Genomic DNA, 19361 nt, shown 5'->3' on the forward strand with positions numbered 1-19361 from the left:
CAGAACCTTCGTTTCGCCTGGAATACTGCCACCAATCATTAAGACCACACCAAACTCGCCCATCGTATGGGCAAAACCAAGAATCGCGCCTGTTAGGATGCCGGGCATTGCCAGTGGCAAGGCCACTGTGAAGAAGGCATCCAAGGGGTTTGCGCGCAGCGTCGCGGCCGCCTCCCAGTGGCGTTCACCCATTGATTCAAATGCATTCCGGATTGGGTTGACGACGAACGGCAGTGAGTAAAGCGTAGACCCCACCACGAGACCCTCAAACGTGAACGGCAATGATCGACCGATGAGCGCAGTCAACGGGCCGTCCGGTCCCATGGCGATAAGCAGATAAAAACCAAGAACTGTCGGCGGCAAAACGATAGGAAGTGAGACGAGGACGGCAACAAACTCTTTACCCCAAGCCTTACTTCGCGCGAGCCACCACGCGAGAGGGATACCGACAACAAGGAGTACAAACGTTGTGACTGCGGCGAGTCGCAACGTGAGTAGGATCGTCTCGATCATCGCTATATCGAACATGACTGTTCCCTCCCCTTACCGGTCTCCCGGCGCTCGGTAGCCGAGTCCCTGGATCATTCTGACGGCTTTGGGACCTTTGAGGAACTCCAGAAAGGCCTTCGCGGCCTCGTTGTCTCTGCCACGCTCCAGCAACACCGCATCCTGGCTTAACGGTTGGTGCATCTCATCAGGTACAATCCAGCGCGATCCTTTAGCGTTCTGCTGGATTTGCGATAGGGCAACGAAGCCCAGTGGTGCGTTTCGCGTGGAAACGAACTGATAGGCTTGGCTCACACTTTTTCCCTGAACGAGGTGCTTTCTCAGGCTCTGATAAAGGCCCAGCGCTTTCATTGTCTCAATCGCCGCGGCGCCGTACGGCGCTGTAACGGGATTGGCGATCGCAATGTGGCCGAGATTCGGGCGGGCCAGTACAGACGATGTCCCATCGATCAAGTTGGGATCAGCGCTCCAAAGTACGAGAATGCCGGTCGCATAGGTGAAACGGGTTTCAGGAACCCCGAGGCCCTCCGCGACGATCCGCTTGGGGCGCGCGGTGTCTGCCGCCAACAAAACGTCATATGGCGCGCCATAGGTTATCTGGGTGAAGAGCTGTCCCGTCGATCCGAAACTGAGGACGAGCCGATGGCCGGTTTCGGCCTCAAAGGCTTGCGAGAGACGCTTGGCAGCATGCGTAAAGTTTGCCGCTACCCCGATGGTTGCCTCAGCCGCTTTGACAGAACTTGTCGGCACAAGGGCAAGCAAGGCAAACACTATACAAAGTCTTGAGGCGACCCCTGGCACGACACAGCCTCGCATGGGAGGGACTCATGCCGAAGGATTGGCAGGTACGAGAGGTCGTGGCAAGCCGCGCCCCTGCCCCGTGCACACTGTTCTAAGGACAGGTGGTGCCAACCGGCTCCAACGGAGCAGATCCGAACGCGATTAGTCGACGACGCGGAAGGCCACGCCCTGCGAATTCACGTATTGGTTCGGCCCAGTGCGACGAAAACTAACGCATTGGGTGCCTTTGGCTGGCCCCTTGGGGAAGGTCGAGCAAATTTTGTTGCCCTTGGCTCGCCAGGTACCATTCACCGATCCAACGAGCGCCTTCGCGGTTACGGTGCCGCCCGGCCTGTAGCGCATCGTAACGTTCATGCCGAATTGCCGCGTTACAATGGTCTTATTGAGCATTTCATCCCTTACCTCTTGCGCCGAGAGTGTTTTGGCTTCGGCGGACACGGGCGCGACGGCGCTAAGCAGTAGTACTAAGGTCAGGGCTCGCAACATGTTTTTGCTCTCCAAATCTCAGGACAGTGATCGCCGCTTAGCGGCGTAGAAGGCTCGTATCGCCAGTTACGGCAGGGAGCGGCCCCCGGATCACCCAAGAGACCTGATTCCCAGTATGAGCTTCGCAAGAGCAATCTTACCGCATTTTCGACGTCACTTTTGCAAACCGCCAGCTGGCGAGCAGCCCGAGCACCCCAAACCCTGTCACAACCCAGAACACGTGCTGATGTCCCAAAGCACCCGGTGACTGATCGAGCAGATAGCCCATGAGCGGCCCCATGAAGACATCCGGCGCATAGCCGATCATGGAGACGAGGCCGACAGTCGCGCCCGTGTATGCGAGGGGAACCTTGCCCTCTCTCATGATCGCGAAGTAGAGCCCGCGCAAGGCAAAGATGCCAATGCTGCTGCAAACAATCGTGAGCAGAAAGACCCAGACCATTCCCGATCCAATCAGGCCACTGGCAAGAATCAAACTACCTATTGCCAGTAGTAGAAACGAACTCGCAGTCATCGTCGTCGCTCCAATCCGATCTGCGAGGAGCCCCGCCCCGACGGCCGCGAAAGGACGTATCCAGAGCGACAGCACGCCTGCTTGCGCCGCATCCACTTCGTCGAGGCCGACAACCTGGTTTGCATAAAGAGAGAAATCGTCGATCGCTTTGAAGCCGACATAGGCGCATAGGATGATCGCAGCCTGGAGCCAGACGCTCGGCATCGTTGCCACGCGTCTAACTCCTTCCATGGATAAGGGTTGATGGCTACCGCCGTCGGATGGATCGCTGTAAGGGAGCGCGAGCATAACCAAGACCGCGGCGGCTAATGTTATGCCCGACATTGCGAGAATGACGCGGCGCAACGCCTCAGTTTTTTCCGTGATGTTTGCGGTTGACGCGTCTTCTGGAAGAAAGCCGGCAAACAAGAGCACCATCACAGATCCCATCGTCGCTGCCAGAAGGCCGCGCCCCCCGTCGAGCAACCCGAATGCTCGTCCCTGTTCTGTCTCGCCGCCCCATTCGCGCGTCGCGCGGATCATCGGAGCCCACAACAGGGCCATGGTAGTGAAACCCCAATACGCGTAGAGGAGCACAAGGGTTGAGTGCGAGGGGACGGTCATCATCACCAGACCGCCGGCTGCCGTCGAGGCAAGCGCGATCGCCAGAAGATTGCGTGCAGGGAATCGATCGGCCAGCGGCCCCCCGAAGAAGTATGCCGCCATCGCGACAACACCGTAGACGGCAAAAGCGGTGCCAAGCTCGAGGTTGGTTAGATCAAAGACCTCGAGCAATGTCGGCCGGAACACGCGTTGAAGCACGAAAGGCAGAAGAAAGACGGACTCGCCTGCGATGACCAACGCCGTAATGGCAAGTATCCGCCGCGCCCCACTCATCCCTGATATCGACCGCCCCGCACTACCCGATGAAAGCTGATATTGATCACCTTAGCGTCACTGATATGAAAGGATGAAACAAGGAGAGATCATGCCCGACGAGATTTCATTTCCAGGCACCTGCGATCTTTACGACAAGTTCCTGGACGCAGCACGCGTTCTCGAACCCGTCTTCAGCGACTTTGGTGGCCGTAAGCGCTTTCATGGTGAGGTCGCTACGATCAAGTGCTTTGAGGACAATTCACGAATCAAGGAGCTTGTCGCCAAAGCGGGACGCGGAAAGGTGCTCGTTGTGGACGGCGGTGGCAGTATGCGCTGCGCCGTCCTCGGTGACTTGGTCGCCGGCGAGGCTTTGAAGAATGGTTGGGAAGGCGTCGTTGTCTTCGGATGCGTTCGCGATAGCGCCGCGCTCGCGGCCCTCGATATCGGCGTCAAGGCTCTCGGCCTCAATCCTCGAAAATCAGTCCGCCGGGATGAAGGCAGCACCGATCTCAGGCTGAGCTTTGCGGGCATTCATGTCGATCCCGGCGATGTGCTGGTCGCCGACGAAGATGGCATGATCGTCTTAACGCCGGAACAGGCTGACACTGCTCAGGGGACCCCGTAGACCGCCGAACTCGTTTCGTCGATTTCGCTTATCCGAGTCCCAGCTCAGAGTACGGGATGAAGTCGACCAGTTCTCCCGAGACGACCGCATCGACGTCCTCGGCGAGTTCTATCAGTCCGTCGGACTCTCGAAGCGAAGAGATAAGGCCCGAGCCATCCCGCTCAAACTTGCTCACGGTCAGTTGCCCGTTCTGGTGCACCAACCGTGCGCGCCAAAATTCGCGACGTCCCACCTTCTTCTTCTTGGAAAAGCTGGACATGACCGGAAATCGGGTGGGTTCGGGCCACGCGCCTCCAGACAAGCGCACCAAAACGGGTCGCACATACATCAGAAAGCAGACAAAAACAGCGACGGGATTGCCGGGAAGGCCGAGTACGATGCAGTCGCCGATCTGGCCGAAACTCATGGGCCTGCCGGGCTTGATTGCGATCTGCCACAGGTGCCTTTTGCCGAGCGCATCGATGCTGGCCACCACATGGTCTTCTTGCCCTTGGCTTGCACCTCCGGAAATCACAATAGCGTCGAACTTGCTGGACGCCTCGGAAAGGGCGGCGGTTACTTCGCTATGCGTATCCGGCAACACGCCTAAATCGATTGCCTCGGCGCCGGTTGTTGCAACGAGACCATGCAGCATAGAGGCATTAGCGTCGTAGACTTTTCCTTCAACAAATGGCTCGCCGGGACGCAGGATCTCGTCACCTGTCGAGAATACAGCGACCTTCAGTGGGACCCGGCAAAGGACGGCGCTGCAGCCAGCAGCCGCGGCACTTGCAACCTCCTGCGGCCTGAGCCGAGTCTCAGCGCTTATAAGTGTGTCCCCCGGCATTGTGTCTTCGCCAGCGAGCCGCCGGTTGGCGCCGGCTTTCAAGCCAGCTGGAATAAGGGCCCAATGGCCACCATTCCTATCCTCAATCTGGACGTCTTCCTGCATCGCAACTGAATCAAGGCCCTCAGGCATAACCGCGCCCGTGAAAATACGTACTGCACTTCCGGCAGATAGCTGGCCTTCACAGGGGTGTCCGGCCGCAACCTCGCCGACGACAAGAAATGCCGAACCGTTCACTGCGTCATAGTCAGCCGATGCAAAGGCATAGCCATCGACCGCCGCGTTGTCGTGTCCAGGAATTGAGCGTGGCGCGACAATCGACTCGGCTGCGTATCGCCCGCTTGCACCGCTGAGGGGGACCTGCTCCGACCCTGTAACTGGGCGCACCCGCGTCTTGAGGATGCCGATTGCCTTGTTGTGGGGAAGGCGGTCCTTGTCGAGAACAAAGCAATCGTCGATCAGCTTCGCTGTCATGGGCGACGAAGCCTCAGCAACTCGATTACGAAATCAGCGATAGAATCGATATCGTCGACCTGAAAGGTTGGCAACGATTCCAACTCGTCTCGAGGCCGATCGGATGCGATCGCCGCCACACCTGGGAATTCTGTGGAGAGTGGCTCTCGCGATCGCGCCCCGTCGCGGCGAATCTCGATTTTCGGATAGTCATCGCGCTTGTAGCCTTCCACGAGGATCACATCGCACGAGCCCGCCCGTTCCAATAAATCTTCGAGTGTCATCTCCGGCTCGTCTCCCAGCTCTCTCATCAAAGCAAACCGGCGCGGGGAAGATAGCATCACTTGGCGCGCTCCGGCCTCGCGTATCTCGAAGGAGTCGCGGCCAGGATGATCAATATCAAAGTTCACATGCGCATGTTTGATCACCGAGACAGCATAGCCGCGCCGTGTAAGCTCGCGGATAAGCCGCGACATCAGCGTTGTTTTGCCGGAGTTCTTCCAACCGACAACGCCGAAGACTGGCGGGCTCATTGCAAGGCTCCGCTCAAGAGCCCTTCGGCTTCCGTGAGGTCGTTAGGCGCATTGATATTGAAGAAAGGATCGACTCTGCGCCCGCCGACTTCGATCTGAGAAAAGAAGACAGGCTGGGCGCCATGCTCTTCCGTCCAGGTTGTTACCTTGCGTTCGCCGCGTCGAAGCGATTGTTCCAATGCCTCGGCAAGACCAATAGGCCAAAGTCCCATGACCGGATGCGTACCTTTATCGGACTGCGCGATGCGGAACGACGAGCCTTTATCGCGCGCACTGAGAAGTTTGCGCACAAGGTTCTCGGGGAAGAAGGGCGTATCGGTCGCCACTGTCACTATATAATCAGCGTCCGGCCGATTCTTTTTGACCCATCGGAGGCCCGCGTGGACGCCAGCAAGTGGGCCCTGAAATCCTGTGATGTCATCCGCGACCACCGGCAGGTGGAAAGAATCGAAACGTGAAGGATCCCCATTCGCGTTAATGACGATTTCGGTTACTTGCGGATCCAAGCGTTCGATTATGCGGGCGAGGATCTGCCTGCCACCAAGCTCCCGCAGACACTTATCGCCACCGCCCATGCGGCTCGATTTGCCACCCGCGAGAAGAACACCAACGACACGCTCTGGCATAGCCATGGCGATCTATCTGACTACAGCCCCGCAGCGGTCACGTTCAAATCGGACTCGTCAACCGGCTGTGGTTTGCTGTCGGCCGGACCGATCCTGACGGCGCAGAACTTGAACTCAGGAATCTTGCCGTAAGGGTCCAGCTGCGGATTGGTCAGAATATTCGCGGCGGCTTCGACATAGGCGAACGGGATGAAGACCGTGCCTTCCTGAACGGCCATATCAGCCCGCGCCGTGAGTTCAATCGACCCTCGACGGGTAGTGACCTTTATCAAGTCGCCGGGCGCGACGTCGTTACGCGCGAGCGTATTGGGGTGCGCACTCGCCGTAGGACTGGGCTCCAGTGAGTCCAAGACCCCTGCCCGCCGCGTCATGGCACCTGTGTGCCAATGCTCCAACTGCCGCCCCGTGATGAGGATCAATGGATACTCATCGTCTGGCACTTCGGCTGGCGGCGAAAGTTGAGCGGGTACGAGCCGCGCACGGCCGGTATGTGTTGGGAAGCGATCGCCAAAGACGACTGCCTCGCCAGGATGGTCTGGCTCGGGGCAAGGGTATAGAACCGACGACTCATTCTCCAAACGATCCCAAGTGATGTTATCAAGCGAGCCCATTGCGCTTTTCATCTCAGCGAAAACGTCCGATGGGTGCTTGTAGTTCCACGGCAGGCCAAGCCGCTTGGCAAACTCAACGAGGATCCAAAAGTCTTCACGGGCATCGCCGGGAGACTCGACGGCCTTGCGTCCCATCTGCACCTGACGATTTGTGTTGGTAACCGTGCCGGTCTTTTCGGGCCACGCCGAGGCGGGCAAAATTACGTCAGCCATCATTGCAGTTTCGGTCAGAAAGATATCCTGGACCACGAGATGCTCGAGCTTCGCAATTCCGGCGCGCGCGTGGTCAAGGTCAGGATCCGACATGGCGGGATTCTCGCCCTGAACGAACATGCCTTTGATCTCGCCGGCATTCGCCGCCTTGATGATCTCCACTACTGTGAGGCCTGCTTTGTCCGAAAGTTCCGTTTGCCATAGGTCTTCGAACTTCTTGTGGAACAAGTCGCCTTCCACGTCCTCATAGTCAGGATAGAACATCGGGATCAGGCCGGCATCGGATGCGCCCTGGACGTTATTCTGTCCGCGAAGCGGATGCAGACCCGTGCCTGGGCGCCCAACTTGACCGCACATCAACGCAAGTGAGATGAGGCACCGCGAATTATCTGTGCCGTGGACATGCTGGGAGACACCCATGCCCCAAAAGATCATGGCATTGCTGGCATTGCCGAATGTCCGCGCGACGTCACGGATCGTATCAGGGTCGATGCCACAGATGTCCGTCACCGATTCCGGACTGTAGCTAGCAAGGTTTGTCTTCAGAGCCTCAAAGTTCTCTGTATGCGCCTGGAGATACTGAACGTCGTAGAGCTCTTCCTCGACAATGACGTGCATGATGGCGTTGAGTAGAGCCACGTCGCTCCCGGACTTAAAGCGCAGCATGTGCGATGCGTAATTGCGCAGCGACTGCCCGCGCGGGTCGATGACGATCAACTTCGCGCCGCGACGCGCCGCCTGCTTGAAGAAAGTTGCTGCAACTGGATGATTCTCTGTCGGATTGGCGCCGATTATGACGATGACGTCGGCGTGCTCCACCTCGTTAAATGTGGCCGTGACAGCACCTGAACCGATCCCTTCAATTAGGGCCGCAACAGATGATGCGTGACACAGACGTGTGCAGTGATCGACATTGTTCGTGCGGAAGCGGGAGCGGATCAGCTTCTGAAAGAGATAAGCCTCTTCGTTCGAGCATTTGGCCGAACCGAAGCCCGCGATAGCCTCACCGCCATAGGCATCGGACACACGGGCCAAGCCGGATGCCGCGGCATCCAGCGCCTCATCCCAGGTCGCCTCACGGAAGTGGGTATATGGGTTCGACGGGTCGACATTGACGCCTTTGGGCATATCCGGTTTGCGGATAAGCGGCTTCGTCAGCCTTTGCGGATTGCTGATGTAGTCGAAGCCAAAACGGCCCTTCACGCAGAGCCTGTTCTCGTTCGAATAGCCATTTTTGCCCTGAACAAAGGCGATTTTCTCGTCCTTGATCTGATAGCTGATCTGACAGCCAACGCCGCAGTAAGGGCAGACAGAATGAACCTCGCGATCGACCTCCCGCGAGCCATGCTGCGTGATCGGATCAACGATTGATTTCGGCATGAGCGCGCCGGTCGGGCACGCCTGCACACATTCCCCACATGCTACACAGGTGGAATCGCCCATCGGGTCATCGAAGTCGAAGACCGGCTTTGCGCCGATCCCGCGAAGAGCCATACCGATCACGTCATTCACTTGGACGTCGCGGCAAGCACGCACACAGAGACCGCAATCGATGCATGCGTCGAGATTCACTGCCATCGCAGGGTGCGAAAGATCGGGCTCCACAATCGCATGGGCCGGAAAGCGCGAGCTATCGATATCTTGGGCCTCAGCCCAGTGCCAGAATGGCGAGACGCGATCGGGAGATTCGTCGCGTGCCGGCTGATCGGCGAGTAAGAGCTCCATCACCATACGGCGCGCCTTGGTGGCGCGATCGTTCGCGGTATTCACGACCATGTCTTGCGTGGGTTTGCGGATGCAAGAGGCCGCCAGCGTGCGCTCCCCCTCGATCTCGACCATGCAGGCCCGGCAATTTCCGTCGGCGGCGTACCCAGGCTGGGGAAGCCAGCACAAGTGAGGAATCTCAATACCGTAGCGCTTCGCGACCTGCCAGATGGTCTCATCTGGATTCGCAGCGACCACTTTCCCATCAAGTGTGAACTTTAATTGATCCGTCATCACATCATCCACTAGTGGCCAATTGGTGTGCCGTCGTCTTCGGAGAAAAACTTAATCGCTGTTGCAAATGCATTCGGTGCTGCTTGACCAAGTCCGCAAATCGATGCATCGCGCATCGTCTGCTCCAGTTCGCCCAAAAGTTCTTTATCCCAAGTATCTCTTTCAAGCAGGGCCACAGCCTTGTCACATCCCACTCGGCACGGCGTGCACTGACCGCATGACTCGCTCTTAAAGAACTGAAGCAAGTTGATCGCGATGTCAGCGATACGGTCCTGTTGCGAAAAAATGACAATGGCATGACTGCCAACAAATGCGCCGTACTCGTCGAGCTTGCCAAAATCTAGCGGTATATCGCCGAGGCTTGCGGGGAGGATACCGCCGGACGCGCCGCCTGGCAGATAGGCCTTGAACGTATGCCCGTCTTCCATACCGCCGGCACGCTCGATGAGTTCGTTTACGGTAACACCGGCCGGTGCGGTGATAACCCCCGGCTTCTTGACGCGGCCTGACACTGACCAAGATCGAAAGCCCTTACTGCCGTTGGCTCCCTGATCGGCGAACCACTTTGCGCCCTTCTTTATAATATCGGGCACCCAGTAGAGCGTTTCTACGTTGTGGTTGAGGGTCGGACGATTGAAGAGGCCAACCTCGGCGATGTAAGGCGGTCGATTTCGCGGGTATCCGCGCTTGCCTTCAATCGACTCGATCATCGCCGATTCTTCACCGCAGATATACGCGCCGGCGCCCCGGCGCAGTTCGATCTTTCCTTTATCGATGATGCCAGCCGCTTCGAGTGCCGCGATCTCTTTGGCCAAAATATGCAGCACGGCAGGATACTCGTCGCGCATGTAAAGATAGATGCGCTCGGCCCCGACGGCCCACGCAGCAATCAGCGCCCCTTCGAACATCTGATGAGGATTTCGCTCAAGGTAGAAGCGATCCTTGAATGTACCAGGCTCGCCTTCGTCTCCGTTGATCGTCATCAGTCGTGGAGCAGCATAAGAGCGCACGATTTGCCACTTCTTGCCAGCTGGGAAGCCTGCACCACCCAGCCCTCGCAAGCCAGCAACTGACATCTCTTCGATGACGCCTTCGACATTGAGTTTGCCGCCTCGGCATTCCTGCAGGACCGCGTATCCGCCTTCGGCACGATAAGCGGCAAGATCCTTGTAGTCGGGAATGACCGCTTCGTGTTTGCCGGCCTCGATTGCGGCATCGACACTTTCCAACGTGGCGTGGTCGACAAAATAGTGCCCTACCTCACACACCGGCGCCGTGTCGCAACGCCCCATGCACGGAGCTTTCACTACTCGAACCTGCGAGGGGTCAACACCGGCCGCCAGCGCATCATGGAGAACATTGGCACCCTTGATTGCGCAGGTGATAGACTCACATACGCGAATAGTCGTCGGCGGCGGCGGCTGTTCGCCTTCCTTCAGCACGTCGAAGTGGGCATAGAAAGTCGCCACCTCGTAGGCTGCAGCTTGCGGCATCTTGAGCTCGTCACACAGCGCCCGCAGATGCGGTGCGGAGATGCACTTGTAGCGGTCTTGAATCAGATGGAGGTATTCGATCAGCAGGTCGTGTCGGCGTGGTCGATTTCCCAGCAACTCTCTGATCTGCTCGAGCGCAGCAAGGTCGAGTTGCCGTCCTTTCGGAAACGCGCGCGCACGCTTGCGGCCACCATTGTTCCTTTGAGGGTGCTGCGACCCACCATTGACGGGGCTATGCTGCTCCACGCTACTGTTTCCTCTTCCGACGATTGCCCAGGTGCCCTTGCGGGTTTGAATAGTTTTGAGCTTGGTGATACCAGCCCCTCACCTGTGTCGGCAAGCAGTGCAGCACGATGCGATGCACTTTTGTTAAACGATTGAAAAAGCTGAAGGAGTGATCGGAAACTCTGATCGTCCGATTGAGCGGTTTAAATCAAATGGCTGACTTCATAGACGCATTCCAAACAGCTCTCGGCCTGATCGTGACGCTCAATCACGACCTGGTGGAAATTCTTCTTCTGTCTCTGAAAGTCAGCCTGACGGCAGTGGTAATCGCGAGCGTTCTTGGCTTTGCGATCGGGGGCGCGCTAGCCGTCGTTCGCTTTCCCGGGCGCGGCGCGGTGTCCGCCATACTCAGTGCGCTCATGGGTTTGCCACCGGTAGTCGCAGGCCTGTTCGTCTATCTCCTTTTGTCGAATGCTGGACCGTTGGGCGTCCTTCAGCTCCTCTACACACCAACAGCGATGATCATTGCGCAGGTTGTGCTAGTTACGCCAATCATTGGCGCACTCACTCGCCAGGCCTGCGAGGACCTACTTGAGGAGTATGACGAACAGCTCCGCTCCTTGGGCGCGTCCCCTACTGCGACTATCGTTACCCTGTTGTGGGATGGCCGCTACCGCCTGATCACGGCAGTTCTGGCAGGCTTTGGCCGCGCTATTGCTGAGGTAGGCGCGGTTATGATCGTGGGTGGAAACATTGATCACGTGACCCGCACAATGACGACGGCCATCGCATTGGAGACATCCAAGGGGAACATCGCGCTAGCGCTTGCATTGGGGCTTGTCCTTCTTACCATCGCCTTCGCCGTGAACGCGGCGCTGGTCTCTGTCCAACGTCTTGCTAAACGTCTCGCCTATGCTTGATCCAGTCGCCAAACTTCAAGGTATCGGCGGTCGCGCGGTCGGTCTTCCTCTTCCTATTGAACTCAAACGTCTCACCTTCGAGAGAGGTGGCAAGCGTGTCATCGACGGTATCGACCTAGTAATCGACAGTAACCGCGTGACCGTGATCATGGGCCCCAACGGAGCGGGAAAAAGCGTACTGCTCCGACTTCTGCACGGCCTGATTGCGCCAACAGCAGGCAGAATCATGTGGGCGGGGCGCCCCCTTGATCCGGCCCTAACGCGGCGACAAGCGATGGTTTTTCAGCGACCCGTCCTGCTTCGCCGCTCCGTCGCAGCAAACGTCTCCCACGCGTTGGGCCTGCGCGGGATCAAGGGTCCTGAGCGCAGCCAGCGGGTAGCGGAAGCTCTCAGGCTTGCGGGACTCGAAGAGCACGCGGCCACACCTGCACGAGTTTTGTCCGGCGGAGAACAACAGCGGCTCTGCCTCGCACGGGCATTGAGTCTCGAACCTAATGTGCTGTTTCTCGATGAGCCCACCTCCAGCCTCGACCCAGCATCAGCGCTCCTCATTGAGAGGCTCCTGCTCGATGCGCAACGGCGCGGCATCAAAGTGATCCTCGTGACCCACGACGTAGGCCAGGCACAGAGGCTTGCAGACGACGTCGTTTTTCTGATGCATGGTCGCGCTATCGAACACCAAAACTCTGAGAGCTTCTTCACGAACCCGCTTAACGAGAGCACACGCGCTTACTTGCGTGGCGGGCTTGTCTTGTAGATCGATGGAGGCTCCCCTGACCGCCTCTGTACAGAAACTGCTCGTCTTTCTTCTCTTCTTGTGCGCGCTACTGCTGGCGGCACCCCGCGGCTTTGCGGCAGACCAGGGATTCATCTTGGTCCAATCGACGACCTCCACACAAAACTCCGGTCTCCTCGATCACATCTTGCCGAAGTTCACTCGACGCACGGGGATCGAAGTGCGCGTTGTTGCCGTAGGCACGGGCCAAGCGCTGAAGAATGCGCGGAACGGCGATGCCGACGTCGTGTTTGTCCATTCAAGGGAGGATGAGGAGAGGTTTGTGTCCGAAGGCTGGGGCGTCGAGCGTCACGACGTAATGTACAATGACTTCGTCATCGTCGGACCGACCTCGGATCCTGCAGGCATCCGGGGTCTCAGTGACGCTGAACAAGCCTTCGAAAAGATCGCGATGGTCGAAGCGCCCTTCGCTTCGCGTGGCGATAACTCCGGCACCCACAAAGCTGAGCTTAAGCTTTGGAAGAATAGCGAGATCGACCCTTTGCGCTCCAGCGGCGACTGGTACCTGGAAACCGGCTCTGGCATGGGAGCAACGCTCAACACGGCAGTGGGCAAGCGTGCCTATGCGCTCGCGGACCGTGGCACGTGGCTAGGCTTCGCAAACAAGAATGGCTTCGAGGTTCTGGTTGAGGGAGACCGGCAACTGCTCAATCAGTATGGTGTGATCCTTGTCAGTCCGGAGAGGCACCCAAACGTGAAAGCCAAAATGGGCGCCGCATTTGTCGACTGGCTGACAAGCACTGAAGGGCAGAAGGCTATCGCGAGCTTCAAGATCGACGGGCAGCAACTCTTTTTTCCCAATGCCCGGCCTAGGGCCTAAGCACTTGCAACGCCCCTATGGCCTTCTTCAGTCGTCGATTGCCGCGCGGATGAGCTTGTGGCGCTCGTCGGTATTGTGATCCATGGACGCAGGCTGTGCGTTCGCAAAGGTATTATCGCGTCCGACACATCCTTGGAGATACAAGCATGGGCAAGCAGAAAATACACAATTTTCCAGGTAACGCTGCGGACGTTCACTGGGACGAAAGACTCTGTATCCACATCGCCGAGTGTGGGCGGGCGGCGAATGATCTTTTTGTTGGCGGCCGTAAGCCGTGGTGCGAACCCGATGCCGTGAGCGTGGACGATGTGGTCGATGTTGTTAAACGATGCCCTAGCGGCGCGCTTTGGTACACGCGCAAGGACGGCGGCAGTAACGAAACTGCTCACAGCGAAAACATTGTGACCGTCGTACATAACGGACCGCTGTTTCTACATGGTGATCTGCAGATCGACGGAGCTGCGGATGACATGCCTGGCGTTCGTTTCCGCGCCGCCCTGTGCCGTTGCGGCCACTCAAAGAACAAGCCGTTTTGTGACAACAGCCATGAGGCAGCGGGCTTCAAGGACTACGGTGCTGTCGGAGACGCTGGCGAAGGCGTCGAATTCACCGGTGGTCCTTTGGAAGTCAAAAGTGCACCTGACGGGCCGCTGCTCTTGAGCGGCAACTTCACGATCGTCGCTTCAAGCGGACGACGGGCGTGGACGGGAACGAGGTCGGCGCTGTGCCGTTGCGGTCACTCCAAGAACAAGCCGTTTTGCGATGGCGCCCACTTGAAGGCAGGTTTTAAGGCGGCTTAGGCCGACAATTCCACTTCCAAACAGATAACCTCACTCAGGGTCTGCTCTGAGCGCAGCAATATCTTTCGCCTGGAGCCTGGCAGTCTCCGGCGGTCGCAAAACTCCGGCCGCTGTCAGTCGTCATCCGATACCGAGGACTTGCTACAGCGCGCGACCAACCTAGTCTTGGTATGTCCCTCAATCACATCGCCCGCGCCGTCAATATTTGCTACTCCACTTGGCGTTCAGGTGACGGAGTTAGCGCCGAAGTACGCCCCCAACTCTGATTGAGAGCGCTTAGACGGGAAAAGACTTCGGTCCCTGAACTCGCAGCATTGCTTGTTTAGCTCGCGCATCGGTGACTCAGCATGACCCAGAAGACTGACCCCTCGAACGACAGTAGCTGGACGCAACGACTGCGGCTGCTGGTGGAGTCCTCTCAGTTTACCACCTTCATCACGATCGTGATCCTTCTCAACGCCGTCACGCTCGGACTTGAGACCTGGCCGCCCGCAATGGAAGCGGCCGGCGGTTTTCTCATCGCTTTCGACCGCATCGTCTTGGCAATTTTTGTCATCGAGATGTTGGCCAAGTTGATCGTCTATCGGCTTGGCTTTTTCCGAAGTGGTTGGAACATCTTCGACCTGACGATTGTCATCATCGCGCTCATTCCAGCGTCTGGTCCACTAGCCGTGCTGAGGGCCCTTCGAATTTTGAGGGTGCTTCGCCTCTTGTCGGTCGTGCCGCAAATGCGTTCGGTCGTTTCGGCGCTCATTGGGGCGCTGCCAGGCATGGGTTCTATCGCCGCTGTGATGTCGGTCGTGTTCTACATAAGTGCGGTCCTTGCGACCAACTTGTTCGGAGCCGCATTCCCTGACTGGTTCGGTTCTATCGGCGCCTCTGCCTTCTCGTTGTTTCAGATCATGACTCTCGAGAGCTGGTCGATGGGCATTGTTCGACCAGTCATGGAGGTCTACCCCTGGGCATGGGCCTTTTTTGTCCCGTTTATTTTGGTCACGACATTCGCAGTGTTGAACTTGGTCGTCGCAGTGATCGTGAACTCAATGCAGGCCTTGCATGAGGCCGAACAAGAAGAACACAGAAAAGTAGAGCGCGAGATCGTCCATCAGGAGACGGCGACGCTCGCAGACGAAATCCGGGTGTTAAGGCAGGAGATTCAGGGTCTCAAATCTTTCCTGAAACAGGGGTAACCCTCGGTTACGACAAGCCTTGGGCGGAGCCGCCCCGTACGACTAAGACCGGCCCGCTCGCGTTCATGATGCGACGTCCGGCTCCTGTCTCAGATGGGGGACTGCAAAAAAGTGAAGGCATGTCCGCAGCGCCTACCGTACTAAAAATTCGTGATTCGAACGAGTTAGCACTGAGGGCTTGCAATTTATTGTGCGGTGCACCATGTCAACTACGTAATAAGCATGTGAACTAAACGGCACTGCCGCCCAAGAGGAAAGTTATGGCTAAGCAATTCAACGTAACCGACGCATTTCAGAATTTTGGCGCAGATGGTTTTGACAGTTATGTTCGCTCCTACGGAGAGCTGAACAAGGGCTTCCAGGAAATCGCCGCCGAGTGGACAAACTACTCGAAGAAGGTCTTTGAGAAGTCCACCAAGGCATTTGAAAAGATGGCCGGTGCGAAGTCCGTCGAAGACGTCTTTGCCGTCCAGACGAAGTACACCAAAAAGGCGTACGAGGCGCACATCGCCGAGATGACGAAGCTGGGTGAAATGTATGCAAACCTAATGCAGTCGGCGCTGACACCGAAAGTTCGCTAAGGTAGGTATTCAATACTTTGCGTGATCGCAAAAAGGGTCTGCGGCTCGTCCGCAGACCTTTTTTTGTATCCCCGCCCTCCGGCGCTGCTGCTGAAGTCAATCGCTGTTGAGCATCGTGACGACGACCTTCCGGGAGCCATCCGCCTGCCACTTCAAGATATTGAGAAACTTGCCCTGCTCCGTTTGACTCGTGCCAGAGATGGCTCTCACAACCGCCCGGCGCACCGTGAAGTTGGCCCGGACAGACGACGCTACACTCGTGACACTTAATCCGACTACAGTACGGCCGTTTCTGTGGCCCGACCAAGGATTGGAGTTTTACGAATGGCATTTCCTAAACAAGACTTCAGCATCATTCTCGGAAAGCACATTATCTATACGTACGAGAATGGCTGGCAATACGAGTACTACTTCAAGAGCGAGACAGAAGGCCATTATCGGATCTTCAGTGGTTCCGTTGCCGGTCGCTGGGTGACAGATCGAAAATACCACCTGGCCAATATTGGTCATGACCTAATCCGGGTGAACTGGATGGAGCCCGTCGGCAACGTCGTTGCCATGGTTGTAAACATCAAAGATCGCTGGCTTCACTCGTACTTCCTCATGCCGCAATAGATCGTCGACAATCCCAAGCTGACCGTCTGCCATGAGGATGAGCACAACGAGGAAATGCTCAAGCTGAGAGAAAAAGGACCCACGTGGCCGATGCATATCGCTGAGAACACGTTCGCGGAAATTACATTCCTGGAAGATGTTGGTCCTAATCGGGACGACATCATCACGTGCCCACCCGACCAGCTTCCAGCCGGATACGCAGATCGGAAGAACTGAGCTTACGCCAGCGGTGCTCGTCGCGCAGAAGCGGGCTTTGCCAAGCCTAAAAATAAACGATCCAGCGGCCCTTCAGGGCCGTTGTTTCGTCAGGGAGAAGGATGGAGATGAAGACCTTTGATGTCGGACGGTTGGCGGCCTTCACGGACGGCGTCTTCGCAATCGCAATCACACTGTTGGTGCTCGACCTTGACTTGCCAGATGTCTCAGGAAAAGCGATTGGCGAACTCATCCAGGCGGATCTGCCCAAATTCTATAGCTGGCTCATCAGCTTTCTGGCGCTGGGTACGCTGTGGCTGCACCATCATTACATCGTCGCCCATCTCCGGTGCACCGATATCACCATACTTTTGCTCAACCTCGCCCTGTTGTTGTTCATCTCGGTAACACCATGGACGACGTCGCTGATTGGGGCTTATGGCGATCAGTCGATTGCGGTCGTTCTGTTCTCAGGCTGCCTTGGCTTGGCGTGGTTGTCGATAGCACTGATCGGACTGCATGCGCGGAAGCATGGGCTATTGCTCGCCGATGCCCCTAAACCCGAACCCGGGTTGATGGCGACGCTGGTGACACTTCGTGGAACTCTTATTGCTGTACTATCGATAGGGTTCGCTTATGTGGACACGACTTGGGCTGTGCTCGTTTGGGTGCTGCTCTTCGTGATGCATCCATTCGTCTATCGCAATTAGGGCTCGGTCCGAGCATTCCACTCAACGTCCAGCCTTGAAAAACGCTTCGCCAGCACACACACCAAAGCCAACAAATGTTAGGTGTGGAAGGGAGTAAAGGAACATGCAGATCACTCTCGAAGACAAGGTGGCAGTCGTGACCGGCGTAAGCGGCGACGGGCAGGTCGGGCAAACCGTTGCCCAGGCGCTCGCCAAAAACGGCGCGAAGCTGGCAATTTGCTCTCGGAGCAAGGATAAGGTTGAGGCGAGGGCCGAAGAGCTGCGGGCGCTTGGAGCCACCGTCTTGGCCCTGGCCGGGTCCCTGACCGACGAGGATCAGGTGAAACAGCTGGTTGACGACACGGTCCTGCAATATGGCCGCATCGACATCCTCATTAACCTTGCAGGCGGACTGACCCGGTACAAGCCGGCCGTCGAGCTTACGCTCGAGGACTGGTCGGCCGAGATCAACAACAATCTGCTGACCGCTTTTTTGATGTCTCGCGCGGCCTTCCCGCATCTGAAAGCGGCAGGCGACGGCGTGATCATCAATTTTGCACGTGCTGGTGGACCACAAGCGAACATGGTCGCTTACAACTGCGCCAAGGCCGGTGTCGAAGCGCTAACCCGGACGCTTGCACTCGAAGGACGGGATATTGGTATCCGCGTCAACGCAATCGGCCCAGGGCTTGTAGAAACGGCGTCGAATATCGCAGCAATGAAGCCAAAAGACACCAAGCATTGGACAAAGCGCGAGGACATCGCCGACACTGTGCTGTACCTCTGCTCGTCAGCGGCGCATGGTGTGACGGGTCAAACGATCGATGTCACTGGCTGGGGTGTCTAGCGTGGTCACCGCACTGGTTCTTGCAGAGCCGCGTTTGTCAGCTCGGGTCTTCTGAGTCTCCGAGCTTTACCGGTCGTCCAATGGAGGTCCTGCGATAAGCCCTCTCCCAAAGGCGACGGCACTCGCGAATTTCATCAGGATGAACGCGGCCTTTACCAGGGCAGAGCTTCGCCCTTCGCGTGCCAAAACGTCCCAGACTCCTCCGTACCAAGAGCGTCGATGCGTGCGACCAGATTGGCTGCCGACTCCTCAGGTGGTATGCCCTTGTAGTGGGTCATTGCCGTCGCCACGAGGCCGGGATGGATCGTGAAAACTAAAATGCCGCGATCTGAAAGATCGTGCGCCAGACTCCGTGCGGCAATGTTCACGGCCGCCTTGGACATCCGGTAACCGTAGGACCCGCCGGACGTGTTGTCTTCGATCGAGCCCATGCGGCTTGTTATGATTGCGACCTTCGACCCTCGACCCAGACAATTGTGCAACGCGGCCGTGACCCGTAAGGGAGAGATAGCGTTGACCTCGAATTGCTGGCGGATTCGATCAATATCAAGGTCGTCCAAAGTCTCCTTAGACAAAATTCCAGCGCAGTTCACGAGGATATCGATCTGCCGACCTTGCAACGAGCGCGCGAGAGCTTCAACAGAGGCGCCGTCGGTAACTTCGATGCCTTCGTGGATTTCTGCTCCCGTCTCCTGTAGCTCTGGTGAAGCCTTACGGCACGTCGCAATAACGTGGTCACCGCGTCTCGCATACTGGCGGCAGAGCTCAAGCCCAATACCCCGATTGGCGCCTGTCACGAGCACTGTATTCATCGACCGCTCCTTCTTATGCCGCTTTCGTAGCGGTTCTCAACGCAGCTGCGACGTCGAGAGTTGATTGCCGGCGTCACCGCAACCTGCACTTCACGAACGTTTAAGCCAGATGGTACGGGCGCGGCCATGCATTAAACGTCAACGTGGATGCTCGAGATTAGGAAGCAAGACCCAACGCCTTGGAAATGTCGCCGAGCGTAGCTTTTTCAGCCTCGCTAACTCGCACACCGCCAAACCCAAGGAATGACCCTTCCACAGACGCCTCGGCGACCTGCTGACTGATCTTGCAGAGCCAGGTTTTGAAGGCAACGGCATCGTCAGGAGCTT

The 19361-nt window shown here is 57.4% G+C and carries 19 protein-coding genes and 1 pseudogene; 10 read left to right on the forward strand and 10 right to left on the reverse strand.

Annotated features, from left to right (window positions below; translation table 11 throughout):
• The 4 genes from modB to AC33YF_RS08835 all read right to left on the reverse strand — a co-directional run.
• On the reverse strand, positions 1-528 hold a 528-nt coding region (modB, locus tag AC33YF_RS08820), incomplete at its 3' end, for a molybdate ABC transporter permease subunit (protein WP_491776836.1).
• 15 nt (positions 529-543) lie between these two features.
• Positions 544-1323, reverse strand: coding sequence for a molybdate ABC transporter substrate-binding protein (gene modA / locus AC33YF_RS08825; RefSeq protein ID WP_491776837.1), 780 nt, complete (start codon positions 1321-1323; stop codon positions 544-546).
• A gap of 126 nt (positions 1324-1449) precedes the next feature.
• Positions 1450-1794: a hypothetical protein gene (locus tag AC33YF_RS08830; RefSeq protein WP_491776838.1), complete on the reverse strand. Its 345-nt coding sequence runs from the start codon at positions 1792-1794 to the stop codon at positions 1450-1452.
• 136 nt (positions 1795-1930) lie between these two features.
• Entirely contained in the window at positions 1931-3184 is a 1254-nt protein-coding gene (locus AC33YF_RS08835) for an MFS transporter (protein WP_491776839.1), read from the reverse strand.
• 91 nt (positions 3185-3275) lie between these two features.
• On the opposite strand from AC33YF_RS08835, the gene rraA reads away from it, so the two are divergent.
• Positions 3276-3791, forward strand: a complete 516-nt coding sequence (gene rraA, locus AC33YF_RS08840; RefSeq protein WP_491776840.1) for a ribonuclease E activity regulator RraA — start codon at positions 3276-3278, stop codon at positions 3789-3791.
• Positions 3792-3819: 28 nt separating this feature from the next.
• Here the strand turns inward: rraA and AC33YF_RS08845 are convergent, their stop codons facing one another.
• From AC33YF_RS08845 to AC33YF_RS08865, 5 genes are read right to left on the reverse strand one after another with little or no spacing between them, the layout of a single operon-like run.
• Positions 3820-5091, reverse strand: a complete 1272-nt coding sequence (locus tag AC33YF_RS08845) for a molybdopterin molybdotransferase MoeA (protein WP_491776841.1) — start codon at positions 5089-5091, stop codon at positions 3820-3822.
• The gene (gene mobB, locus AC33YF_RS08850) at positions 5088-5603 is read right to left on the reverse strand and encodes a molybdopterin-guanine dinucleotide biosynthesis protein B (RefSeq protein WP_491776842.1); all 516 of its coding nucleotides are present in this window, start codon (positions 5601-5603) and stop codon (positions 5088-5090) included. The genes AC33YF_RS08845 and mobB overlap by 4 nt, the downstream gene beginning before the upstream one ends.
• On the reverse strand, positions 5600-6235 hold the full coding sequence (gene mobA, locus AC33YF_RS08855; protein ID WP_491776843.1) for a molybdenum cofactor guanylyltransferase MobA: 636 nt from the start codon (positions 6233-6235) through the stop codon (positions 5600-5602). The genes mobB and mobA overlap by 4 nt, the downstream gene beginning before the upstream one ends.
• A gap of 14 nt (positions 6236-6249) precedes the next feature.
• Positions 6250-9051, reverse strand: coding sequence for a formate dehydrogenase subunit alpha (gene fdhF, locus AC33YF_RS08860; protein ID WP_491776844.1), 2802 nt, complete (start codon positions 9049-9051; stop codon positions 6250-6252).
• Between the two features lie 11 nt (positions 9052-9062).
• A complete protein-coding gene (locus AC33YF_RS08865; protein ID WP_491776845.1) occupies positions 9063-10790 on the reverse strand; it encodes an NAD(P)H-dependent oxidoreductase subunit E in 1728 nt (575 codons plus the stop codon).
• A 191-nt stretch (positions 10791-10981) separates the two neighbouring features.
• On the opposite strand from AC33YF_RS08865, the gene AC33YF_RS08870 reads away from it, so the two are divergent.
• From AC33YF_RS08870 to AC33YF_RS08910, 9 genes and pseudogenes are all read left to right on the forward strand, one after another.
• Entirely contained in the window at positions 10982-11689 is a 708-nt protein-coding gene (locus tag AC33YF_RS08870) for an ABC transporter permease (protein ID WP_491776846.1), read from the forward strand.
• Positions 11682-12446: an ABC transporter ATP-binding protein gene (locus AC33YF_RS08875; RefSeq protein WP_491776847.1), complete on the forward strand. Its 765-nt coding sequence runs from the start codon at positions 11682-11684 to the stop codon at positions 12444-12446. The genes AC33YF_RS08870 and AC33YF_RS08875 overlap by 8 nt, the downstream gene beginning before the upstream one ends.
• Before the next feature lie 4 nt (positions 12447-12450).
• A complete protein-coding gene (locus AC33YF_RS08880) occupies positions 12451-13305 on the forward strand; it encodes an ABC transporter substrate-binding protein (RefSeq protein WP_491776854.1) in 855 nt (284 codons plus the stop codon).
• A gap of 146 nt (positions 13306-13451) precedes the next feature.
• On the forward strand, positions 13452-14105 hold the full coding sequence (locus AC33YF_RS08885) for a CDGSH iron-sulfur domain-containing protein (RefSeq protein WP_491776848.1): 654 nt from the start codon (positions 13452-13454) through the stop codon (positions 14103-14105).
• Between the two features lie 347 nt (positions 14106-14452).
• Complete coding sequence (locus AC33YF_RS08890; RefSeq protein ID WP_491776849.1) at positions 14453-15295, forward strand: ion transporter; 843 nt, start codon at positions 14453-14455, stop codon at positions 15293-15295.
• A 260-nt stretch (positions 15296-15555) separates the two neighbouring features.
• Positions 15556-15876, forward strand: coding sequence for a phasin family protein (locus AC33YF_RS08895; RefSeq protein WP_491776850.1), 321 nt, complete (start codon positions 15556-15558; stop codon positions 15874-15876).
• 324 nt (positions 15877-16200) lie between these two features.
• Positions 16201-16707 (forward strand): annotated as a pseudogene (locus AC33YF_RS08900) (phenolic acid decarboxylase).
• A 107-nt stretch (positions 16708-16814) separates the two neighbouring features.
• Positions 16815-17396 carry a TMEM175 family protein gene (locus AC33YF_RS08905; RefSeq protein ID WP_491776851.1) on the forward strand — a complete coding sequence of 194 codons (582 nt, stop codon included), beginning with the start codon at positions 16815-16817 and terminating at the stop codon, positions 17394-17396.
• A 103-nt stretch (positions 17397-17499) separates the two neighbouring features.
• Entirely contained in the window at positions 17500-18222 is a 723-nt protein-coding gene (locus tag AC33YF_RS08910; RefSeq protein ID WP_491776852.1) for an SDR family NAD(P)-dependent oxidoreductase, read from the forward strand.
• Between the two features lie 152 nt (positions 18223-18374).
• Here AC33YF_RS08910 and AC33YF_RS08915 read toward each other — a convergent pair whose 3' ends face one another.
• Complete coding sequence (locus tag AC33YF_RS08915; protein WP_491776853.1) at positions 18375-19034, reverse strand: SDR family oxidoreductase; 660 nt, start codon at positions 19032-19034, stop codon at positions 18375-18377.
• Between the last annotated feature and the right edge of the window lie 327 nt (positions 19035-19361).

It is taken from the genome of Methyloceanibacter sp., assembly GCF_058506495.1.

What these genes read in the sequence shown, in the direction of transcription:
- AC33YF_RS08875 (WP_491776847.1), top strand. Translation starts at nt 11,682, where the DNA reads ATGCTTGATCCAGTCGCCAAACTTCAAGGTATCGGCGGTCGCGCGGTC.
- mobA (WP_491776843.1), bottom strand. Translation starts at nt 6,235, where the DNA reads ATGGCTATGCCAGAGCGTGTCGTTGGTGTTCTTCTCGCGGGTGGCAAA.
- AC33YF_RS08885 (WP_491776848.1), top strand. Translation starts at nt 13,452, where the DNA reads ATGGGCAAGCAGAAAATACACAATTTTCCAGGTAACGCTGCGGACGTT.
- AC33YF_RS08880 (WP_491776854.1), top strand. Translation starts at nt 12,451, where the DNA reads ATGGAGGCTCCCCTGACCGCCTCTGTACAGAAACTGCTCGTCTTTCTT.
- AC33YF_RS08835 (WP_491776839.1), bottom strand. Translation starts at nt 3,184, where the DNA reads ATGAGTGGGGCGCGGCGGATACTTGCCATTACGGCGTTGGTCATCGCA.
- AC33YF_RS08890 (WP_491776849.1), top strand. Translation starts at nt 14,453, where the DNA reads ATGACCCAGAAGACTGACCCCTCGAACGACAGTAGCTGGACGCAACGA.
- AC33YF_RS08915 (WP_491776853.1), bottom strand. Translation starts at nt 19,034, where the DNA reads ATGAATACAGTGCTCGTGACAGGCGCCAATCGGGGTATTGGGCTTGAG.
- fdhF (WP_491776844.1), bottom strand. Translation starts at nt 9,051, where the DNA reads ATGACGGATCAATTAAAGTTCACACTTGATGGGAAAGTGGTCGCTGCG.
- AC33YF_RS08905 (WP_491776851.1), top strand. Translation starts at nt 16,815, where the DNA reads ATGAAGACCTTTGATGTCGGACGGTTGGCGGCCTTCACGGACGGCGTC.
- AC33YF_RS08830 (WP_491776838.1), bottom strand. Translation starts at nt 1,794, where the DNA reads ATGTTGCGAGCCCTGACCTTAGTACTACTGCTTAGCGCCGTCGCGCCC.
- AC33YF_RS08895 (WP_491776850.1), top strand. Translation starts at nt 15,556, where the DNA reads ATGGCTAAGCAATTCAACGTAACCGACGCATTTCAGAATTTTGGCGCA.
- AC33YF_RS08870 (WP_491776846.1), top strand. Translation starts at nt 10,982, where the DNA reads ATGGCTGACTTCATAGACGCATTCCAAACAGCTCTCGGCCTGATCGTG.
- rraA (WP_491776840.1), top strand. Translation starts at nt 3,276, where the DNA reads ATGCCCGACGAGATTTCATTTCCAGGCACCTGCGATCTTTACGACAAG.
- AC33YF_RS08910 (WP_491776852.1), top strand. Translation starts at nt 17,500, where the DNA reads ATGCAGATCACTCTCGAAGACAAGGTGGCAGTCGTGACCGGCGTAAGC.
- AC33YF_RS08845 (WP_491776841.1), bottom strand. Translation starts at nt 5,091, where the DNA reads ATGACAGCGAAGCTGATCGACGATTGCTTTGTTCTCGACAAGGACCGC.
- mobB (WP_491776842.1), bottom strand. Translation starts at nt 5,603, where the DNA reads ATGAGCCCGCCAGTCTTCGGCGTTGTCGGTTGGAAGAACTCCGGCAAA.
- modA (WP_491776837.1), bottom strand. Translation starts at nt 1,323, where the DNA reads ATGCGAGGCTGTGTCGTGCCAGGGGTCGCCTCAAGACTTTGTATAGTG.